Raw genomic sequence first — 21,485 nt, forward strand, 5'->3', positions numbered from 1 at the left:
AGTCCAGCGGCAACTGTTCAAACCAAGTGCGAAGAGAAAAACCCGGCTGCATAGTCGGGGCTGTGGATCCACGCACGCGTTACTTGAAGGGGGACCTTGCGTTTTTTACAGGGGAACTGTCCGGCTGCTGGACCCATCCTGCAGATCAACTGGCTTCTGTTGGCAAGCTGCTATTTCTATATGGCACTGGTGCCAAAATATATTCTGATCCTCTTTGCTATTATACTCCTTGACTATTTCGCAGCTATTGTGATCGAAAAAGTTCCGGTGCGATTCCGCAAGCTCGTTCTGGTTCTCAGTCTGGTAGCAAACATCTCTTTCCTGGCAGCGTTCAAATATCTCTCCTTCCTTTCAGACAACGCAACGTCTGTCCTTGGCCTTATGGGAATCAATGTCAGTATCGACTTGCCACAATGGATTTTACCGATCGGCTTGTCCTTCCATACCTTTCAGTCGATGGCGTACACGATTGAAGTCTATCGCGGCCGCTATCCGGCCGAACGCGATCTCTTTAAATATGCTCTGTACGTACTGTTTTGGCCGCAGATGGTCGCTGGACCGATCGAACGACCAAGCGGCCTCCTAGATCAAATCCGCGAAACCAAGAAGTTCGACGCGGATCGTATCACCGACGGCCTGCGCATGATGTTGATAGGCTTTTTCAAGAAGATCGTGGTCGCGGACCGCTTCGGTGCTTTTGCAGATCAGCTGTTCGGTGCTCCCGTCGGTCAAGGCAGTGGCCTTCTGCTCATGGGCATGTACGCTTTCGCCTTTCAAATCTACTATGATTTCTCTGGCTATACCGACATCGCGATCGGCGCCGCACGAGCCAGTGGCTTCAATCTCACGAAAAACTTCAATCGCCCGTACCTGTCACAGTCCATCCACGAATTCTGGCGGCGCTGGCACATTTCTTTATCCAGCTGGTTTAGGGACTATCTCTACCTGCCGCTGGGCGGCAACCTCCACAGGTATCGCAACCTACTGATTGTCTTCACAGTGAGTGGACTATGGCACGGAGCCAACTGGACTTTTTTCATCTGGGGACTCGTGCACGCCCTTTACATGATCATCGGCAGCGTGACCGCCAAAGCAAGAACGCGCGTATTCGGAGGGGTTCAACGTTATTTGCCATCAGCATGGGTGAGCACGTATCGAGTCATTATCGTTTTTCACCTGGTGAGCCTCGCCTGGATCCCATTCCGCAGTCCGAGTCTGGGTGCCGCCGCCACCTATGTGCGTGAACTATTTCGCTTTGATGCCGCTCGAACCTCGCCGATCGTCCTGCATTATGAAAACTTCACTATCGGGCTCTTGGGACTCTTGGTCATGGCCTTGATAGCCATCGTCGAGAATCGCTCACAGGTGACCTCAGCCTTGGCCTTCCGGTTTCGTTGGGCGCGCTGGACGGCATACTGCTGCCTCGCTCTGGGTCTCCTGCTCATCGGGCAACTCCAGGCCCGGGCTACCTTCATCTACTTCCAATTCTGAGATGCATCATGCGCTGTCTTATACTCAAAATGAGCCTTTTAGCCGCCATTGTCTTGACCAGCATGGAAGGGATACGCATGGCTCTGCCTCTGCGCCCTGAATTGTTCTATGAGCCCCTGGATTTGAATGTGAGCTGGGTTCAGAATCTCCCCTATAGGATATCCACGATTATCATGGGCAGCAGCACTGTGTATTTCGGTCTTGATCCCGTCCTGCTTAAATCACTGGGCGACGACGAGCGACTTCATGCCGTTAATCTCTCCAATACTGCTCAAACACCTTTGCGGTCCCTGGCCAAGTGGAAGTCGCTGGCACCTGGCATTAAGCAGAATATTCGCACTGTCATCTACGGTCTTGATCCATGGATCATGTCGGAGTGGTACTATCGTTACGATTTGGCCGCGATGCATCAGTGGTCGTTTGCGCAAAGATTGTATTTCCTCCGGCAAAAGACCCAGAACTCCGGCTCCAAAGAGTTTCTCTTTTCCTATCAGCATGAGCGACGTTTTGTGGAAGGTTTCTTCGCCGGTCTTAGCCCGTTCCTGCCACAACCACCGACAGCAGTCACGCCGACACCGACTTTACTGGGAGCTGGGCGGGACGATTCCACGCAATACTCGCCAGATCACATCTCTACCGAGGAATTGTATGCGCAGGAGGAGCTGTTCCCCGTTTCTGAACTCTATTTGAACGCTCTGGCCGAGATCAAGCAAAGCGCGGAGCAACAAGGTGCTGTGTTTATCCTGCTACTACCGCCTAAAACTGACAGCTGGATCAGGCAGTATCGAGAAGAATGCCGAGATTTCGACCAAAAACTGGTCGCATCCTTGCGGAGACGCCTGGGACCCACCATCGTAATAGGGAGCTTTGATCTTTTCTCCAGATTTCCTACTCCGGATCATTTCAAAGACGAACTCCATTTGAACGCCAAAGGCCAAGTCCTATTCACGAAGTGGCTGGCCGATGAGCTGCTGGCGGGCAGAAAACTCGAAACCGATATCACTGGCTTGTTGAGCTACCGCCCCCATGGGAATAAGCAGGCGATTTAGAATAATCACACCAATAAAGGGTAACCAAGGCAATCAACGGTTGAAGTTTATCGATTACTCTTGTGCAAGCCCTGTCAAGCCGAACAATAACCAGAATTGTCGAGATACGGCCGATCAACTCTAGAGGGCGTATACGCTGCGCCAAATGCAAACCCAAAAGAGAATGCGCGCGCTGAGTTTAAGTCTCCACCTCGAAACTTCCTTCCCCAAAGATTGCCGTAAATCTAGCTTGGTAGCGAATTTTTTCCACGTTGCGCTGTCGCCCATGCGTTAGAAGCCCTCCAAGGGGTCAGTCCGCGTCTCACCATTCTATGCCTCAGTAATGAGAGCTAAGGTCTATATGTCTAAGTTAGATTCTCGAATGAGACATGAGTGAGCATCATGCAGCTAAAGATCAGCAAATGGAGACAAAGAGTAGAAAGTCATGCTGCGCATAAAGCGCTTTTACTATCTATTTTCTAGATTCTTCTCCCTTATTCAAAGATTTTAGGACTAAATTAGATACTTGGAATGCAGCCAACTTCCTCACAGAAGGGCTGCATTTTTGCTTCTGCCGCTATGTTGCCTCGAATCTGCCGTTGCCCTTTCCAGGGCCTCGAGCGATTTACGAGCGAGTTGTGATGGGAATGTATTCCGTAACATTTGCCATCCGAATCCACGAAGTCCTGCGCGTTTCCTCATTCTTTACAGGGCTACCACCGTTTGCTTCGCGGGATTAATGTAACCAATAGTGCAGGCGCATGCTCAGCATCCAGACTCACTTGTTTGCCATGCAGAGGTCCACAAAGCTGACCTTGGCTTGGCGGTATCGAGTAGGACGTTCCTTCTTCGGTGCATGCGGGCGTCCTGCATGTTTCAAAAAGAGGCCGATCGAATCTTTATCGAAAGCTGCCGCAACTATTTCCAGGTTTTGACCACAACAAGGACGGTGCCCCTAAATCATCGCAAAGTTGGATATTGCCCTGGCTGTGGGGGAAACCAGATCGTTGTGAAGTCCCAGCCAACGTAGGTTGCCTGTGTCTGCATCTGAGCTGTCGTCAAGCCGGAGTTGTCTGCGCCCTCGCTGGTAGCCACCTCTGTTGTAGCAGCGTCCCAATAACTCGTATAGCTTCTGTTGGATACAGATCCTTGCAAATCCCCTCCGACGAGGCCGCCACCGTTCTTGCTGAATAAGACCCGCCCTGTTGCTAGACCATTCTCGATCCCGACGCCATAGCCAGCTCCCACCATTCCGCCCCCACGGTTACCCACCACATAGACAGATGTGGCACTATTGGAAATCTTAACGATGTAACCCGTTCCGGCCAATCCCCCTGAATCCCCTCCATTCGCCTCGCCACTTACGGAGCATTCGGACAGGTTGACTCTTGAGTCGTTCCAATTCGTTCCCCCAGAAATTGCCCCGGCTAATCCTCCCGCAATTGGCCCGCGCACGTCGGCACCAGTGACTTTTACCTTCCTGGCATTGCTGATTTTCATTTCTCCTATGGCGCCGCCTGCGCTTCCATACTCCGATTTTATGGCGACATCTGCTATAGTAATGTCTTCGACTGCAGCTCCTTCCAGGCAGCCAGCCAGTGCACCCGCAGCATATCCTGCTGTGATTTTTGAATTCAGGATCGTAATGCCGCCGATGAATCCCCCTTTGCCGTCGAAGTTCCCGATCAACCCACCTACACAAGCGTCGGATTTCGCAGATTGTTTTTGAGTAATGTCGAAGTTCTTGAGGACAAGATTTTTTATCAAAGTACCGCCGCTCACAGATGGAAAGAACCCCAAATGTCCACTCTGAGACACGCTGGTTTTGTAATTTGATAGAACATGATTGTCGCCGTCAAAGATAAAGAAATCCCCTGCAACACTGAAACCGTAATCCCGGCCATTCAAATCCAGGTCGTTGCCCAGTTTGAAATTCAGACCACTTATAGAATCGAAGTTCCCGTTAAAATAGTCAATCTGAGCGGCTGATTTAAGGATGAAAGGATTACCGGCTGTACCCGTTCCATCTGGGATCAAATCCGCATTGAGATGGAATGAATAGAAATCTATATCACCAATGTGGATATAGGATGTCACCGCTTCATAAACCTCAACAGAGGTGCTTTTCTCTTCCGCATTATTAGGCTCAAATACCGACGTGTCGAAGAACGAGTCCAGATCAAGCTTAGGAGCCTTGGCAATGCCAACAGAGTAGGCAGTCTCCTGTTCAAGATTTTGGGCACTCAGAGCGAAGTTGTAGTCACCGTTGATAATCTCAGGAAGTTCTATGCTTTCTTGGTTGGTGATGTCGAAAAAATAGGTGCGGCGATTTTCAAAGATCGCAAGTCCAGATATGCCAACGTTCTTTTTTGTACTGAAATGCAGTTTGAGCTTTCGCTTCCAGCCCTCGATAGTTACATAGTCTTCCCAGCTATTGCCACTTGTGTCTTTCAGGACAATCTTAATCTTCATAAGCTTGGATTCAGTGGTAAGCCCAGTAATTTGATATTTGAATGTTAAGGTTTTAGAGCTGCCTGTTGGTATCGAATCCAGAATCCCTTGCGCCCCAATCAGAACCAGGTTTGGATCGTCAGTGGTCAACTGATAATTTACGCCGGTTGCCAGATTATCTCCGAAGTTTTGAACTACGATAGTCGCATCATAGGTTTGGCCATTGAAAGAAAAGTCACTGCGCGGAATGAGTTGAGTTTTAAAATTGTGTGGTGAGTCATTTATAGTTATGATGCCAGCATTATCGCCCGGCCCTTCAATGCGAACATTCTCGACAACAGTCGGGGTGGCAGCGTCGTCGTTCTTGATTTCAATATCATAGGTTCCGGATTCGATTTCAGGGGTTTCGAAGTTACCATCGGAATCCACAGAGACGTTGATAGATTTTTCAGAGTCATTGGTATTGGTTATTTTGATATCCATTGACTCGTTTGTCAGGTTGAGCCGCGAAGATGAAAGCTTGATTTGTCCTTTGGCTGTGGCAGTTTCCACGCCTTGTCGAAGTAAATGAAAAATTGTAGGTGTGGCCTTGGCGGCCGACTTATGTTCGACTTTAAGGAGATCGTTGCTGAGAAAGCGTAATGTGTCTGTGAATTGGCCATTTGAAAATACAATAGTAGAACCGTCGTCGAATTGAACGGTGCCAGGTTCGTCAAGACTGTCGATTTGAAAAAGTTTTTTATTGGAAAGGAAATAAGGCTTGCCAGTATCGATTCGGACCCATATGCCATCTTTGAGGGAGGATATGGATTCTGCAGCGAGCTCATTCTTGTCTGCATCCACATCCTTGTCTTTCTTGGTGCAGGATACACCAAATGTTGCGATGACGATTATAGAAACGAGCTTTATTCTCAAGGGGGTTCTCCTACGACCATATGCATGAAACATGTGCCCATTATCGGTATAGGTCGTGTGTGGAGATAATTAAGATAAATTGGCCAATAAATATTTACTGTTGTAGGTAATTATTACACTGGGTCATACTGTGAAATCATGGATTTCAGCCGGGGTAGTTCCTCTCAGCGCTTGCAGTTCTCCGCAACAACCTTGACTTCAAAGCCGTCTTTAGAGACTGAAGTCACAAGCCCAAGCCTTGAATAGCCTTTATAGCCATCGGTCTGCACATAGTGCAGCGCTCAACAAACGTGATGATCTGGGTTTTTACTCATTGGTTAATGATTGTCGTTAAGGATAATGCTAAGGACATTCTCGGCCTTCTTATCAAGCTTGTAATTGGGATCTAGCCGTAATCCGTAGGGCGGGAACTACATCCTCAAATACAATAGAAAACTGGAATCTGTTGGAACCAGGTGGAATCCGTGATCCGTAACGACGTTTTGGATGTTGGCTATATTCGGCGTCGTCGGATCAATGACAACGGAAGAAAGCTCACCATCCAGAAGCTTCCTAAATGCCAACTCCCCTGTTTTATCCGGCGCACCATTCAGAAAGTAGTAAGCCAGCAATCGCTCTCTGGCTGGCTCCAGCAGTTCGTTACCCTGCCCTAAGATAATGAGATTCTGCGGAAGCCAGGTATACGTTTGGGGTATTTTTGAGGTGATCATGGGGATTATCAGCCCGTATTTTGATGACGATGCCATCGGACCCTGCGGAACCCTCGAAATGATATCTTGGACTTCATCTAGAAGTTGCGGATCGATTTTCACGCCCGGCCATAAAACTCGTTCGTTGCCAAGAAATGATGCCCTCGATTGATCGAGGTAGACGTTGTGATACTTAGGGTCAAGAACAACAGCGCATAACACAGCTGAAACTGCAAGGATCTGGGCCGGAACAAAGATCTGACGAAAGCGCCAAAATTTTTCGAGCGTAAGAGACACAGTCACACCGAAAAGGGCGGGAATGGGCAATAGACTAAACACGCGATTGTAGGCCAATCTTGATGTAACAAACTTTGCAACATAGGGTTCGACGACTGGATTGATAAAAAACAATATGACTAGACCCATCCAGGCAAAAATGAACTTTGCCGTGGAGCGCTCGACAAAGATCAGCGCAATGAAGCATGCATAGACTAACAGACTGGTGTTTGAAGTCCATGAGACGAAGAACCAGGAATAGGCCTGAGCGAGCACGTCAACCGATTCATTTCCATAAATTCCCAGGTTTTGCTGAAGCGTATTTCTTGCTTCCCAATAGAGCGCCAGGGCAAGCAGCACCGGAAATAAGGTCGACAGCATGAGATATACGGCAGCCTTGAATCGCTCGACGATTTCATGATTATGGAAAAGATCATAAGCCACAAGAGAGACACATCCCAGGATAAGGCACAGCATCGGAGCCAAAAAAATTCCTGACGACGACAAACCCACAGCGCAAACCATGGCACTGAAAAGCTGGAGCCAGGATTTCAAGTTTCGAAAACGCAGGAAGTCCATCATGCAAGCGACCGCAATCGGCACCCAGGCAAGCTGCAATATGATTTTTCCCATCCAGATCCGGCTGAGGACCGGGTTACCTAAACCAACGCCGCCCTCACGGAGCAGAGGTAAAATAACGAGAACCGTCAATGTTCCCAGGATAATCGCTGGCACATTTCGACTAAATTTCGACAGCAGAAAGAGATAAGCTGTCACGAGCGCTGCCGCACCCAAGGCCGAACCTGCCACGTAGTACAGCCAAGCATGAGGTATCCCCGTGAGGAGTGAGCAATAGGTCCAAATATATTCCCACACGATCCCGATCGTATGAATCGGCGAAGTAAACTTTCCATGACCTTTTATGGGGAAAATGGCATGAATTTCATAGCTCAAAGGCTCCCAGATATGATCCAGGGCATACACTGGGTTGGCAGTGTAATAGAGATCATCCGGGTCAGGGCCATGGTGGAACATGACCAACACGGCAAAAACAGATATGAGAAGGAAACATACGGTAGTTTGGAGCCAATCGAAACGACCGAACCTGCCCAATCTCGATGTTTTGATGTGGATCCAAGCGAGTATGACGAGCGAAAGGGAAAAAATCCCAGCAACGGCACCAAATGAGAAGCCGAAGCACTTGGCCGCGTGAATCAGAATTGTAAATGTCGCATAGGCCGTGAGGCAAAGGCTAACCACGGTTTCCAAAAGAGTGATGACAAATGAATCTTCATTGGAATTGTTTTTCAAGGTTGTCTTGCTCCGATTCACTTTTTCAGCCACAAGTGGTAAGTCGCCGTCGCGTCTGCAGGTTTCCAGCCGTACTTCACGTAGACTCTTTGCACCGGAATATTTCCTGCATGGGTCGGTCCCTCGATGATTCTATAGCCCTTCTGCTGCAGGAGTTGCACTCCAGCCTGGGTTAATGCCGAAAAGATTCCATTCCGCATCGCCTGCGTTGAAACAAACCCTAAACTATAATGGGCCAGCCCCGGAAGGAGTCGCTGCTCCAGCTTGCTGCCGTATCTCCATATGGAAAGTCCCAGGAGCGTGCCTGCTTCTTCGGCAACCAGAATCTTATCCGCGTAACCTGCGAAAGACGATCGAACCCACTGACCATAGATTCCATGGGCACGAGTCAGTTCGATGTTCGGATCTTGATGAAATCGACCGAAATGCGCGGAGAAACTTTGCTCAGCCAACGAGAAAGCGGCCCCTTGATCATCAGGCTCCGCCTCTCGAACGTTGAAAGATGCAGATGGCAGCGAACGTCCCACCTGGACACAATCATGCGTGTAGATCATCGAAGTATCGACACAGGAAAAGCCAGCAGCAATCAGACTACGATTCGCCAATACATCGCTGCAGTAGACTTTACATACCAGAAGATCAAAACTTTCAAGGACAGCCCGTTCTGTAATTTGATGAAGACTGTCAAAGCTGAATTCCCCCTCTTTGAGGAGGTAATGAATGTGCCCAACCTTGACAGCGAGAGTCCTCGATTCCCAGGCATTCTCAATCAATGCGTAGTTCCCGAAATCAAAGACGGATTCGGCCTGTCGAAGCTCTTCAAAATAATAAGTTTGCCACTCTCGATAGCTATCGCACGAGCGAGCCATAAATCGAAATGGTAGGTTTCCGGACCAAGGCGGAGTATGCAAGACGTCAAACCTCCGAATGCGGCCCCATTCTGACCTTGGATGGCCCTCTGTCACGAGGCGCGTAGTACTCTTCATAGGAATTTGGCGGAATGCTGAAAAAGCCCAATCTCTGCTTAGCACTTGGAGAGAGGCTCGGGACCAGGTTCTTATCAATCATCGCTGAGAAATTAAGACGCTGCTTCATATAAGAACGGCACATGACAACAGTGAGTGCATGCCGCCACTTGTCCGTGTCATTGACACCTCCAGCGTGCCAAATGGTTGGATCCCAATACACAACTGTTCCAGCCTTTCCTGTCAGCCTAAGCGCGTGTTTATAGAAGAAATCCTCAGCGGGAATATCCAATGACGCGTGAATCGACTTGGGCAGGAAATAGGTCGCGCCGTTTTCTATGGTGAAATCATCAATCATAAAGAGGCAAGAAATGCGGGCACAATATCCCGGAAAATACTCTGGACCATCCACATGTATTCGATTGGCATAGTTTTTAGATCGCGGAGGAATCGAACTTGAAGTATTCGCATATACGATGCAATCACTTCCTAAAATGTCCTCGGCGGGTCTGAAAAGGTGATCCTTTTCAAACAGTGAAAGAAGCGAGCCACCATATTTGGCGCAAACCAAAACCATTCCATAATCTTGAAATTGCGTACTACCCTGAAATTTACACTCCTCGTCCATGGCGCGCTCTAGATCTTTTCGAAGAGAAACTAACTCCTCTTCGCTCAAGATATCCTCAACAATGGCCATTCCATATTCACGGAATCGATCCTTCGCGGACTCAAGAGGACCTACGAACGTGTCAAGGGACATATGTTTTCTCGTTTACAATGTAAGATGGTCTACCCCGAACTTCAAAATATATCCTGCCCATGTAAAGGCCCAGTATACCAATTGCAAAAATTATAAGTCCACTGAAAAACCAGATGGAAACGATGAGGCTTGGCCAACCCAATAGTGAGCCTTGCCCGATGAAATATCGAATAACGACACTCGCCACGAAAACCAAAGAAACAGAAAGTATGGCCAACCCTAGCACGGCAAGAATCTTCAAAGGCCGATTTGAAGTTAAGATTATAATTTCCGAAGCAAAGTTAAGCAGCTTTTTTACGGAGTAACTGCTCTTCCCATCGAGGCGCTTATTTCTTTTCACTTCCAAATATCCGACGGAGAAGCCAGCCCATCCAACCATGCCCTTCAACCATCGAGTATGGTCGCGAAATTGAACAATAGCATCGATGACTTTTCTTGAATATATTCCGAAATGTCCTGCGTCATCGCTGATCGATGTGTCACAAAGCGCGTTCAATACCATGTAGAAAGCTCGAGAGCTCATGCGTTTCAATAAGGGCTCGTCCTTGGAGACCCACTTTGCCAGGACAACGTCGAAACCTGACCCGATTTCTTTATACAGATCCGGAATGCACTTGGGATCATCTTGCAAATCACAATCCATCACAACAATGTATTGCCCGGTGGAGATTTCAAGACCAGCTGATATCGCTTGATGCTGGCCAAAGTTTCGACTTAATCGGACTCCTTTTACGCTGGCATCCGCGCGCGCGATTTCCTGGATCAAGTCCCAAGTTCCTTCAGGACATTTGTCGTCCACATAAATGATTTCAAATTCCTTGGCCATGGGAACTAGAGAATCCCTTAACTGGCCGTGAAGTTCACGAATGCACTTCCGTGCTTTATAGACGGGAATAACAACGGAGATATCCATATGAATGCCTTCTAAATCAAGCCCACTTGACCATGCCGCAATCGCATCGACTGGCTCTTCATTCAAGCGCGATGGGCAAGACCAGACGGTAGATTGGGTACTGCTTGCTTTGTATAACCTTCAGCAAAAAAATTCACGGGGAATCGGGAGCAAAACTTGCCCCAATGGAAGCTAACACGGTTGCGACAGTCCTGTGGTTCGACCGCATCTGAACTCTCAGCTGCAGGTCATCACCAGGTGCGTGTATGGCACGCGGAGCAGGTCCTCACGAAGTGTCACCTGAACTTTTTCAAAAACACTGCCGGCCAGAACCGAGTAGCCTGCCTCGGTTCGCGGGTTCTGTCCACGATCCTGGTCAATCAAAAATCGCGCAAACCAGGACTGTCCGTCCCGATAACAAGGATCGAGCGTCACAAGACGCCCACCTGGAGCGAGCAATTTTCGCCCTGCCGCCATCAACCCGCAAACCTCGTGATCTTCGAGATGATGCAGCAAACCAATAGCTAAAATACAGTCGAAAGTGTCGCTTTTGACCTCAGGGGGCGCGTCATTGACGTCGCCGCAAACGAAGGTCCCGCGCGAACCAAATTGGGCCCGAGCTGCGTCAATATAGAGCGAATTCCTGTCGATTCCGAGGTATTTCACTCCGGGCAAGTGGGCCAGGATAGTGGCCGTTCCGCAACCGACGTCGAGAATCGACATGCCCGGCCGCGGTCGGATGTAGTCGCGCACCAGAACCTTTCTCACATACTCAGCCCCCAGGAATCCCTGAACAAAGTCATAATTCCTGGCATGCGTCAATAAGCTTCGGACTCCGCGATGGACCTCTGACATTTTTACCCGACTCCTCTAACAAGCCAATGATCATAGCCCGAACCACGCGCCCGCATTTCCAGGCAGGCCTGGGAAGGTTGGGCATGCTTCTCATTTAAGGGATTATCCTGATTGGATCTCTTGTCGAATGCAATAGGCACCCCGGAATGAGTGGCTACCCAAGCCACAAAAGGATTGGAAAACAACCTGGAGTTTGTCATATAATCTGTGGAGACTAAAACATTAAAATCCCACAAGTCTCTTGCATTGGAAATAGACGATGAAGTTAGTGCGATATATAGAAAAAATGCGGCATCAAGAAGTCTGGGGCGTCCTCGACGGACAAAGTGTTTATAAATTGCTGGGCGATCCCCTTGGCGATTGGCAGCAAGGGGAAGAAATCGGACCGCTCGATCACCAGCAGCTCCTGGCACCTTGTCGTCCACGGAAGGTCATCGCCGCAGCGATCAACTACTACGGAGCCACGGATTGGGAAGAGTCGCAGACAGAGCCTGTCTTCTTCCTTAAGTCACCCACAAGCGTCTGCTCGGCCTATTCCACGATCGTCTCGGCATTTGACGATGTACCAACCTGGGGCGAGGCGGAGCTGGCTATTGTCATAGGCAAGACAATCAAGGAAGCCCAATCATTCGAGGAAGCTGAGTCCTCTATTTTTGGCTATACAGTCGCTAATGACGCGTCCTGTGAAAACCTGGGCCAGCGCGACCATCATTTAGCGCGCAGCAAGGCAGCGGACACGTTTTGCCCCCTGGGGCCCTACATTGATACTGAATACGACTGGCACAACAAAAAAATAGAGGGTTGGCATAACAATACACTCGTTCGGGCAGGGAATACGGACAGTCTCTTTTGGGACCCCATACGTATCGTCAAAGAACTGTCTCAATGGATGACATTGGAGCCTTGGGACATCATTCTAACCGGCTCCCCCCCTCTCACCTGCCCCCTTTCTTATTTTGAAGACGGGGATTGGTTTGTAGGCAAGGTGGAAGGATTCCCTGACATCAGGTCGTCTTTTCAACAATCTCGTCCCATAAGCGCGGGAGCCAGGGAAAAATTTTCCATGCAGAAAGCTTCTGATTCGGGCAGCCAGCGAATTTACTGACACGGAAGGAATTTTTCACATGAAAGTTGTTATCCTTTGCGGTGGCTACGGAACTCGAATAAGCGAAGAAACGCATGTCAAACCCAAACCCATGATTGAAATCGGACAGAAGCCCATACTGCTGCACATCATGCAACACTATGCCAGCTATGGCTTCAAGGATTTTGTTCTCGCGTTAGGCTATAAATCGGAATATGTGAAAGAATACTTTCTCAACTTCTACTCGCTGAACTGTGACTTTACTGTGAGACTTGGATCAGGAAAGGTCGATTACCTGAATACCACAAAGCTTGATTGGAATGTCACGCTTGTCGATACAGGGCTGGACACCCTTACCGGAGGGCGACTGCTGCGTCTGCAAAAACATCTCATGGATGGCCCCTTTATGGTCACCTACGGCGATGGCTTGTGCGATATCAATCTGCAGAAACTGATGAGCTTTCACAAAGAGCACCGCCGCATGGCGACCGTCACAGCTGTAAGACCCGCAGCTCGATTTGGTGGCATGGAACTCAAAGGCAGCGCCGTAAAAAGTTTTCAGGAAAAGCCTCAAGGAGGCGAAGGCTGGATCAACGGCGGGTTTTTTGTCATGGAACCCAGCGCATTCCAGTTTTTCGATCGTGGGGACGATACAATTCTAGAAAGATCGCCCATGGAGGGCTTGACCGCGGCCGGTGAGCTGATGGCCTATCAGCATACCGGGTTCTGGCAGTGCATGGATACGCTCAGAGACAAGAACCTTCTGGAAGACCTGTGGAAATCAGGGAAGGCTCCTTGGACACAGATTGATTCCATATAGCCCCCATAGCGATCGTCAAACGTCGAGGGTCGGAGGTTCTTTATCCACCCTCATTGAGATTTGCTGACTACTGTAGAATTTGAACCAATCGACGAATTTCTTAATGCCTATCTCAATCGAAGTGGTCGGCTCAAAGCCGACCGCCTCATTCAGATCATCAATGTCGGCAAAAGTCGATTCCACGTCACCTGGCTGCATGGGAAGCAGAATTTTCTGAGCAGGAATTTCCAGTTCCTGCTCCAGCAACTCCACCAGCTTGAGCAGTTCAACTGGTTGATTATTTCCGATGTTATAGATTCTGTAAGGAGCCGAGGACGTTGCTGTCGAGTGCTCTCTATCCTTCCAATTCAAGTCTGGTTCTGGAATGTTGAAAAGGACCTTGCTTACACCCTGCACGATATCGTCAATATAGGTAAAATCTCGACTCATCCGTCCAAAATTAAATATGTTGATCGGCTTTTTCTCGAGAATCGCTTTGGCAAACAGGAAATAGGCCATATCCGGCCGGCCCCAAGGGCCATAGACCGTAAAGAATCGCAGCCCAGTCGTAGGAATTTTAAAAAGATGGCTGTAGGCGTGAGCCATGAGTTCGTTGCTCTTCTTGGTCGCAGCATACAAACTCGCTGGATGATCGACATTATCTTTCACCGAGAAGGGCTGGGCTGCATTTAAACCGTAGACCGAACTGGACGATGCATACACCAGGTGTTCGATCTTGTGGTGTCGACAAGTTTCCAGAATATTGAGAAACCCGCTTATATTGCTATCAATGTAGGCTGAAGGATTCTCGAGAGAATAGCGAACACCCGGCTGCGCTGCCAAATGAACGATAAATCGAGGTTTGTAATCCGCGACAACTTCGTTAATGGCTTCCCGATTATTGATGTCATTTTTTATGAAGGAAAAGCCAGAACGCTGCTGAAGCAGGCGGATTCGAGCATTCTTCAGTTTGACATCGTAATAATCATTCATGTTGTCGTATCCGAGCACGGAATGACCCTGCGCAAGGAATTTCTCGGCTACGTGATAGCCAATGAATCCGCCCGCTCCTGTTACGAGTATCCGCTCCATATCCGACTCCTACGTATGAAATTTCTGGTATTGACTGGCGGAATGAGGCGCTGGTATCGACGATTCCTTCCCCTCGCCGATAGTTTCCCCATAAGCTTCCAGATACTTGTCATTGATCCGCACCATTGAATAAGTTTCTTCAACCATCTTACGTCCAGCCCGTCCCATGCTTTTCCGGAGCTCGGGATTTCTGATGAGATGAAGCATGCCCGCAGCAAGTGCGGCGGGATCCTTGGGCGGAACCGTGAGTCCATTGACCCCGTGCCTGACTATTTCCCTGCAGCCTGGAGTATCCGTCGTAATGATGGGAAGACCGCAAGCTGCAGCTTCAATCAGCGCCTTGGGGATGCCTTCCCGATAATAACTCGGAAGTACGACCAGTGAGGCGGCCTGAAAAAGAGAAACCATATCCGTCTGCGGGCCTATCCACCGGATTCTCTCATCCTGGCACCAACTCCGCAATTCTTCTGCTGTGACAGCGGCCGGATTTTCGGAATCAATCGGTCCTGCCAGGATGAAGCTTATGTTTGCACAGGACTGCAATACCAGGTGAGCGGCGTCAATAAAAGTTTTTATGCCCTTTTGAAGAATCATTCGTGATGGCAGCAGCACGGTCAGTTTTTCCTCTGGCCCGCGTGAAATCGCCGGGACAAATCTCGAGGCATCAACACCCGATCCAGCGATAACGCAAGAATTGGAGTCATGGGCTAGCCCTTTGGCTCGAAATAAATCCATATCATCATGGTTTTGGAACACGAGCCGATAGCCTCGCCTCTGCTTGCCCAATCCGAGCAGGAAAAACAGCGCTCTCAAAACAAACCGTGATTTAAACGTGCTCTCGGCAAGAGAATACCCCATACCCGCGATAGTGTTTATGGCTGGAATACTCCAAAGGCGGGCAGCGATACTTCCATAGACGACAGGCTTGAGGGCAATATTATGGACAATATCAGGCTTTTCAAGCAGATAAGCCCACGCTATGGACACAAGCGAACGGAGTTCGTGGAAAGGATTGATGCTCTTCCGACTGAAATAAACCGGACGCCATTCAAGACCTTGGCTCGTGATCTCGGCAACCCTTGAACCAGGGGGAGTCATGACAACGACCCGGAAATGATTGGCTTTTGCGGCTAGAGCCAGGTCCAGGCGATGGCTCAGGAAATACCAATCAACGCTGACCAAAAAGACGAGCGTTTTCTTTGAAGGGTTTTGCTTTGGCAATTTTGCACCTTTAGCGAAGGACGGGCGTTGATTGACGCCACTGATTTTCAATGTACCTGTTCCACCTTGCCGTCATCGTCGGTCCTGGGGGCAAACTTTCAGGCAACGGTACTCCAAAACCTTTCTTGCCAAGCTTCCACGCATCCCCAGCCAGGCGCATGGCAAGAGTGTCCCGCAAGATCCTCTTATGCATGCTTCCACGTACTTTGAAGGCAAGAGGCAAGGAAGTTCCGAATTCAACGATACGATAGTCCAATAGAGGAGATCGGGCCTCAATTCCATAAGCCATCGTCGCCCTATCCACCTTCACCAGCACATCGTCCCTCATATAACTGACGAGATCCAAGGCTGCTGTTTGTTCCTGAAAAGAGCGGCTATTCATCAGCTCCCAACCGTATTCCGGATACCATTCTCGAATAGACGAGGCAAGGCTTTGCGGTCCAAGAAGCGCGTTCAAATCGCTATCCAACCACTCCTTTTGCTGGATGCACATCACGCCTTCATAGATGAAAGATTCATCAACCGCCGACAGCAAACCCTGCAGTCGTGCGATCTTCGAATCCAGATTGGAACCGGCGCTGCTTCCAGTGAATTCCAGAAATTTTGTGAAAAGTTTTTGGCCGAGTGGGCTTGAGAAAAAGGCACGTAAGCCCAAACTGAGTTTAGGAACTCGTTTAATAAAAGCGAGATACCGGGCCAGGGTCGCTTGATTGGAGATCCGCGGGTAGCCGACGAAGACTTCATCGCCACCGTCACCTGTTAAAACTACCTTGGCGTGTTGCCGCGTGGCCTCAGCTATAGCCATGGTTGGTATTTGTGAACTATCAGAAAAGGGTTCATCATAAAAATGAGAAATCCTAGACAGCTGCCGGGTAAAATCCTCGGCGGTCAAGTCCAGAAGATTGATTTTTATTTTGAGCTGTCTTGCAGTATCTATGGCGACCTGCGACTCATCGTACAATTTGTCCTGAAACCTTACGGTGAAGGCCTGCACCTCGTGATTATGAGTCCGAGCCAGACTCGTCGCGACAAGTGAGGAATCAATTCCTCCCGATAGAAATACGCCAACAGGCACATCGGAATTCAGCCGGATTCGTGTGGCGTCGTCCAAAAGTTCCGAGAATTCCTCGATAGCGTCTTTATAAGTTCCCTGATAAGAGCGGCCGTAGCCAGTCAAAGGACTCCAGTAAAGCTCGGGTTTGAACTCGGGCAACTTACGCTGACCGATGTCTATCATCGCAAAGCTGGCCGCTGGAAACTTCCAGCATTCCTTGTAGATAGTCATTTTACCAGGAATATACCCGAGCCATCGATAATAGCCCAATGCCTGCTGGTCCAATGTCAGAGGTAGACCCAATTCCCTGAAAGGCTTTAGTTCTGACGCGAAAGCAAAGACTCCCCCGGAATTGTAAATATAGAGCGGCTTTTTCCCAATTCTGTCCCGACCTAAAATTAGAGCCTTTCGGTTGAGATCCAGAAAAGCGAAGGCCAGCATGGCATTCAGCTTGCTGATAAAAGATGGCCCTTGATTCGCCAGGCCTGCGAGTAAAACTTCTGTATCCGAACGGGACAGAAACTGCCAATCGGATATCAGCTCCTGCCTCAGCGATTCGTAGTTATAGATTTCGCCGTTGAAAACAATCGAATAGGCATCCCTATGTGCACCCTTCGATCCGACCATGGGCTGGGATCCTGTAGGAGAGAGGTCCAGGATTGCAAGTCGACGATGGCCAAGCCAGCATTCCCGGTCGAATGGGAGCTGATTGAGCAGGATTCCGGATGAGTCAGGACCTCGATGAGCAATCGTATCCAGGGCCGATTGAATTTGCTCCCTGGTAAACCTTCCTCGATCTGCGATTACGCCGAACAAACCACACACATCAACCTCACTGCCAAAAAATCAATTTTTATGAGCCAGACCTTAGGCATTAGGTTTGTGCGCCACGAAATTGTTTGATCAGTTCCCGGTCGGACAGATGCCCATCGATCTTTCGACCCAGGAAATAGTTCGCGGAAGCGCCGTCAACAGCTGCCGGCGCGTTGCGCAGGAATCGATCGCAGTACTTAAGCCAAAAGCATGTGAGCGACACGAATCCGGCGATGAGTTCCCTGGCCAGGTTTGATCGGACAAAGCTCCAGAGAAAATACTTCAGAGACCAAGCCAAGGCCATGCCGGGTCCACCGGCCATGCCACTCTGAATTTCCTCAAATTCTCGAAAAAGTCGCCTATGGCCTAACAGGGTATAGCGAACGAAGTCATAGCGTCCGCCGTGAACTTGTTGAATGAAGGGAGTCTCGGCATAGACAAGCCCGCCATACTTTAAACATCGCTTGATCTCAGCAACACAACGCTGAGGATCGACAACGTGTTCGAGCACGGCTTGAACGATTACGCCATCAAAACTTCCAGATTTGAATGGCAAATCGTGCCCGTCGCAGACGATGGACACTCTTGGCCCAAGTGCAACATCGGTTTCGACGACCTGAATCTTCGGATGCTTGATGAGTTCGTGCAGACCTTCGCCGACCTCACCACAGCCGATCACAAGGATCCTTGGATTTTGACTGAGTTCGAAGAGCTGAGCCAGAATTCTACGGAAATTTTCCGGAGCGACGTAATTCGCCGATATCATAGGCATGAGAGACTTGGCCAGCGACTTGAGTCGATGCATTTTTGGAAAAAAAGTCTCCTGCCTTTTCAAAAAATCGGCCAGGGAGAAAACGCTGCGAGATTCATTTATGAGGATCGGACGATGGTCGACGATCGGGAACCTGGCAGCGCAAGGCTCGGACGTGCACCAGTACTCAGTCTCAGAGTGATCTAAATCCGAGTGGCAGCAGGGACAATTTAGGATGCTCGAGATTTGGGAATCAATTGCATTTGGGCTCGCCTGAGTTTGCAAGAAACCTCTCCGAATGAACTGCGCTTATCAGCGCCAAGAGTCTATCCTAAAACTTCGGCAATACGAAGTGCTGTAAGAGTGATAAGTCGAACTTGCTTATCACGGGAGGTGTGGCTTTCCTGCTTTTTGGGTTTGTGTAGGGACAACGAGCAGGAAACATCGATAGACTCTGAGCACATAAGCTGGATTTTTATCTCGGTCAAATCTATTATATACTTTGGCCAGCGTCATTAGGAATATCGAGCTTAACTGTAATTTTCAAGCTTACGCCTCTGAACTGCATGCGAGCCAGAATAAAATTCATATCCGTAGATCTCTACATAGCCAAAATAACCAGGTTCAAGTTGTCATATGAATTGCTTTTGGGATACCAAAAATGAATATGAGCGCTCATCCTTGTCCCAGTGTCAGTATCATCATCAACTGTTTCAATGGCGCGAAATACCTGAGTGAATCAATCGACTCAGTTCTGGCCCAAACGTTCAAAGACTGGGAATTGATTCTATGGGACAATAGATCGACAGACGAGAGCGCGAAAATATTCAAAAGCTATTCCGATTCCCGCTTTCACTACCATCTTGCCGTAGAACATGTGCCTCTCGGAGAAGCCCGAAATCTGGCGGCTTCGATAGCATCAGGGGAATGGATCGCGTTTCTGGATTGCGACGATATGTGGCACCCTCACAAACTCCAGTTGCAAATGGATAGGATCGCCCGCGGAGACCAGAATCTGGGGCTCGTTTACGGTAATACAGGATTCGTTCACGGGAGCAATTCTCGATCAGTGCGTTACTCCACGACTCAATTTTATGGATTTCGATCCCTCCCAGAAGGTGACATATTTCGCTTTCTATGCGACATGAACTTCATTTCCTTGGTATCTGGCTTAATTCGAAAGTCGATGTTCATCCAGGTAGGAGGCCTTAGCAGCTATCTCAAGCAGTGCGAGGACTACGAAATGTTCTTAAAGATCGCCAGAATTTCAAAAGTGGCTGCCGTCAACGAAGTGTGTTGCTACTACCGACTGCATGATTCAAATCTAACCTTGAGCCAACCGGAATTGTCCTACCTGGAATCCATTCATATCCTCAAGCAATTTCCAAACGACCCTCAAGTTTCCAAGTCTATTTCGAAGTGGAAGGTTCAATTTATGCTTTGGGTCCTGCGGAAGAGGAAAGTCCGATATTTCCTGCGTGTCGCCCCTTACGCCCTCACTTATCAAGTATTTGGCGTTGTTAGTAAAATTCTTTTCCAAAAAGTCAGGCAGAAATTCTTTGTGCTGGCCAGAGACCAGTAAGGGGCACGGGATTAGGCTATGGGAATAATTACAATCGATTTGGATATCAGAAGAAGGATCAAAGAACTCGGCAAGCATACCTCGATTTACTCCTTATCCAGTGTCGCACAGTCCGCGATGTCCTTTTTCCTCTTGCCGCTTTACGTCAATAAATTCACCACTTCGGAGTACGGCGCCTATACTTTGCTGCTCATGTGCAGTGGAATTGGGTCGGCAATTTTCTATTTGGGCATCAACTCCGCTTTGCCTTCCTCCTACTATGAATACAGCGATGAGATCGACCGCGAGAAGGTTTTTAACGCATCCTTCTATTTAACTTTGGCAGGTGCGATCCTACTTTCGATCCTGGGACTGACAATTGCCTCACCCCTATCTGAACTCATTTTCAACACGCCTGACTATCGATGGCACATAGTCGTGTCCTGCATATCTTCCTCATTTTATATCCTGAATCAGCTCATTCTAACTTACTATCGCCTTAAGAAAAAATCTGTCCTGGTAGCGGGAACCAGCTTCGCATCGGTAGCTGCGAATCTGATCTTGGTCTATGTCCTCCTTACGTTCTCCAATTTGGGGGTTTGGGCCCCGATACTCACAACCGTCTTCATTCAGATCATCGTGTTCGGGATCTACTTCGTCAATATAGGCTCTTGCTTGCGACACGGTATCATGAAGCGGGAAATTTCGGCTCAAATGCGCTTCGGCATACTGACCGTGCTATCCGGACTCGCAGCGATGGCTATCGAATGGTCCGATCGGATTTTTCTAAAAAACATCTTGAGCCTGGCTGATGTCGGGGTCTATTCGTTGGCTTTGAGACTTGGATCCATTGCCACGCCCCTGCTTATCACTCCATTTGCGATGGTGTGGAGGCCGATGATCATGGAGTTGAAAAATGACACGAAAAATGCGCAGCTGGTCAAACATGTGCTTGTCCTCTATTGCTTAGCCTCCTTTGCGGTCATCCTCGGCAGTCAACTTTTTACGATCGATGTTTTTCGTTGGTTTGTAAAAACCACCGAATATCATCGGGCAAGCAGTCTGGTCCCTATTGTTGCAGCAGGGATCATGGCAGGCGGACTCATGAACATCACGTGCATGGGTTATTTGTATGTCGGTAAGATTGGTAAGATGGCCGTCCCTTACTATATTTGCGCGCCATTGAGTCTGCTCTTGAATTGGCAGCTTATCCCGCGATTCGGACTTTCAGGCGCAGCTTTTACCAGCCTGCTAATCAACGTCCTTTTGCCGACGCTTTCCTACACTGGCATCCGGTCGCATTTTCATCTTCCCGTCGATTGGTTCAGAATTGCGAAAATCGCCTGTTTATTCGCGTTGGCAAATATTTTGATACGGTATTTTCAACTCAATGTGCGGGATGGGCACTTGCTGGCAAAGATATTTATCATAACTCTTTTTCTGTATGGAGGCGTCTATTTCGCAGTCGGGGGGAAAG

General features: G+C 48.9%; 16 protein-coding genes. 6 read left to right on the forward strand and 10 right to left on the reverse strand.

Features of this window, described 5'->3' with window-relative positions; translation table 11 throughout:
- The first annotated feature begins 96 nt into the window (after positions 1–96).
- Together VE954_RS18325 and VE954_RS18330 are read left to right on the forward strand one after the other, a co-directional pair.
- Positions 97–1,491 (forward strand): MBOAT family O-acyltransferase, encoded by a 1,395-nt coding sequence (locus tag VE954_RS18325; RefSeq protein WP_324955379.1) that lies wholly within the window; start codon positions 97–99, stop codon positions 1,489–1,491.
- Between the two features lie 8 nt (positions 1,492–1,499).
- On the forward strand, positions 1,500–2,540 hold the full coding sequence (locus tag VE954_RS18330) for a hypothetical protein (protein ID WP_324955381.1): 1,041 nt from the start codon (positions 1,500–1,502) through the stop codon (positions 2,538–2,540).
- A gap of 939 nt (positions 2,541–3,479) precedes the next feature.
- Here VE954_RS18330 and VE954_RS18335 read toward each other — a convergent pair.
- The 6 genes from VE954_RS18335 to VE954_RS18360 form a co-directional block, all read right to left on the reverse strand.
- Complete coding sequence (locus VE954_RS18335) at positions 3,480–5,885, reverse strand: hypothetical protein (RefSeq protein ID WP_324955383.1); 2,406 nt, start codon at positions 5,883–5,885, stop codon at positions 3,480–3,482.
- Between the two features lie 410 nt (positions 5,886–6,295).
- Positions 6,296–7,804, reverse strand: coding sequence for a hypothetical protein (locus tag VE954_RS18340; protein WP_324955385.1), 1,509 nt, complete (start codon positions 7,802–7,804; stop codon positions 6,296–6,298).
- Positions 7,805–8,178: 374 nt separating this feature from the next.
- Positions 8,179–9,030 carry a hypothetical protein gene (locus VE954_RS18345; protein WP_324955386.1) on the reverse strand — a complete coding sequence of 284 codons (852 nt, stop codon included), beginning with the start codon at positions 9,028–9,030 and terminating at the stop codon, positions 8,179–8,181.
- Positions 9,031–9,076: 46 nt separating this feature from the next.
- Positions 9,077–9,886 (reverse strand): phytanoyl-CoA dioxygenase family protein, encoded by an 810-nt coding sequence (locus VE954_RS18350; protein ID WP_324955388.1) that lies wholly within the window; start codon positions 9,884–9,886, stop codon positions 9,077–9,079.
- On the reverse strand, positions 9,876–10,799 hold the full coding sequence (locus VE954_RS18355) for a glycosyltransferase family 2 protein (protein WP_324955390.1): 924 nt from the start codon (positions 10,797–10,799) through the stop codon (positions 9,876–9,878). Before VE954_RS18355 ends, VE954_RS18350 begins: the two co-directional genes overlap by 11 nt.
- 216 nt (positions 10,800–11,015) lie before the next feature.
- Positions 11,016–11,546 (reverse strand): class I SAM-dependent methyltransferase, encoded by a 531-nt coding sequence (locus VE954_RS18360; RefSeq protein WP_324955392.1) that lies wholly within the window; start codon positions 11,544–11,546, stop codon positions 11,016–11,018.
- Between the two features lie 346 nt (positions 11,547–11,892).
- Between VE954_RS18360 and VE954_RS18365 the strand changes: the two genes are divergently transcribed.
- Together VE954_RS18365 and rfbF are read left to right on the forward strand one after the other, a co-directional pair.
- Entirely contained in the window at positions 11,893–12,738 is an 846-nt protein-coding gene (locus VE954_RS18365) for a fumarylacetoacetate hydrolase family protein (RefSeq protein WP_324955394.1), read from the forward strand.
- 19 nt (positions 12,739–12,757) lie between these two features.
- Positions 12,758–13,537, forward strand: coding sequence for a glucose-1-phosphate cytidylyltransferase (gene rfbF / locus VE954_RS18370; RefSeq protein ID WP_324955396.1), 780 nt, complete (start codon positions 12,758–12,760; stop codon positions 13,535–13,537).
- A gap of 15 nt (positions 13,538–13,552) precedes the next feature.
- On the opposite strand, the gene VE954_RS18375 is transcribed toward rfbF, so the two are convergent.
- The 4 genes from VE954_RS18375 to VE954_RS18390 are packed head-to-tail and all read right to left on the reverse strand — an operon-like array spanning position 13,553 to position 18,501.
- The gene (locus tag VE954_RS18375; RefSeq protein ID WP_324955398.1) at positions 13,553–14,608 is read right to left on the reverse strand and encodes an NAD-dependent epimerase; all 1,056 of its coding nucleotides are present in this window, start codon (positions 14,606–14,608) and stop codon (positions 13,553–13,555) included.
- Between the two features lie 9 nt (positions 14,609–14,617).
- Positions 14,618–15,829, reverse strand: coding sequence for a glycosyltransferase family 4 protein (locus VE954_RS18380; protein ID WP_324955400.1), 1,212 nt, complete (start codon positions 15,827–15,829; stop codon positions 14,618–14,620).
- Positions 15,830–15,839: 10 nt separating this feature from the next.
- The gene (gene asnB / locus VE954_RS18385) at positions 15,840–17,708 is read right to left on the reverse strand and encodes an asparagine synthase (glutamine-hydrolyzing) (RefSeq protein WP_324955402.1); all 1,869 of its coding nucleotides are present in this window, start codon (positions 17,706–17,708) and stop codon (positions 15,840–15,842) included.
- A gap of 49 nt (positions 17,709–17,757) precedes the next feature.
- Positions 17,758–18,501, reverse strand: a complete 744-nt coding sequence (locus VE954_RS18390) for a class I SAM-dependent methyltransferase (protein ID WP_324955404.1) — start codon at positions 18,499–18,501, stop codon at positions 17,758–17,760.
- 607 nt (positions 18,502–19,108) lie between these two features.
- Here VE954_RS18390 and VE954_RS18395 point away from each other — a divergent pair.
- Together VE954_RS18395 and VE954_RS18400 are read left to right on the forward strand one after the other, a co-directional pair.
- Entirely contained in the window at positions 19,109–20,029 is a 921-nt protein-coding gene (locus VE954_RS18395) for a glycosyltransferase family 2 protein (protein ID WP_324955406.1), read from the forward strand.
- A gap of 18 nt (positions 20,030–20,047) precedes the next feature.
- The coding region (locus tag VE954_RS18400; protein WP_324955408.1) for an oligosaccharide flippase family protein at positions 20,048–21,485 on the forward strand (1,438 nt) is incomplete at its 3' end.

The organism is Oligoflexus sp. (genome assembly GCF_035638955.1).
Lineage (GTDB): Bacteria > Bdellovibrionota_B > Oligoflexia > Oligoflexales > Oligoflexaceae > Oligoflexus.

Excerpts from the sequence above, each read along its gene's own strand:
- VE954_RS18395 (WP_324955406.1), top strand. The coding sequence starts at position 19,109 with ATGAATATGAGCGCTCATCCTTGTCCCAGTGTCAGTATCATCATCAAC.
- VE954_RS18345 (WP_324955386.1), bottom strand. The coding sequence starts at position 9,030 with ATGGCTCGCTCGTGCGATAGCTATCGAGAGTGGCAAACTTATTATTTT.
- rfbF (WP_324955396.1), top strand. The coding sequence starts at position 12,758 with ATGAAAGTTGTTATCCTTTGCGGTGGCTACGGAACTCGAATAAGCGAA.
- VE954_RS18355 (WP_324955390.1), bottom strand. The coding sequence starts at position 10,799 with ATGGATATCTCCGTTGTTATTCCCGTCTATAAAGCACGGAAGTGCATT.
- VE954_RS18375 (WP_324955398.1), bottom strand. The coding sequence starts at position 14,608 with ATGGAGCGGATACTCGTAACAGGAGCGGGCGGATTCATTGGCTATCAC.
- VE954_RS18330 (WP_324955381.1), top strand. The coding sequence starts at position 1,500 with ATGCGCTGTCTTATACTCAAAATGAGCCTTTTAGCCGCCATTGTCTTG.
- VE954_RS18390 (WP_324955404.1), bottom strand. The coding sequence starts at position 18,501 with ATGCATCGACTCAAGTCGCTGGCCAAGTCTCTCATGCCTATGATATCG.
- VE954_RS18365 (WP_324955394.1), top strand. The coding sequence starts at position 11,893 with ATGAAGTTAGTGCGATATATAGAAAAAATGCGGCATCAAGAAGTCTGG.
- VE954_RS18350 (WP_324955388.1), bottom strand. The coding sequence starts at position 9,886 with ATGTCCCTTGACACGTTCGTAGGTCCTCTTGAGTCCGCGAAGGATCGA.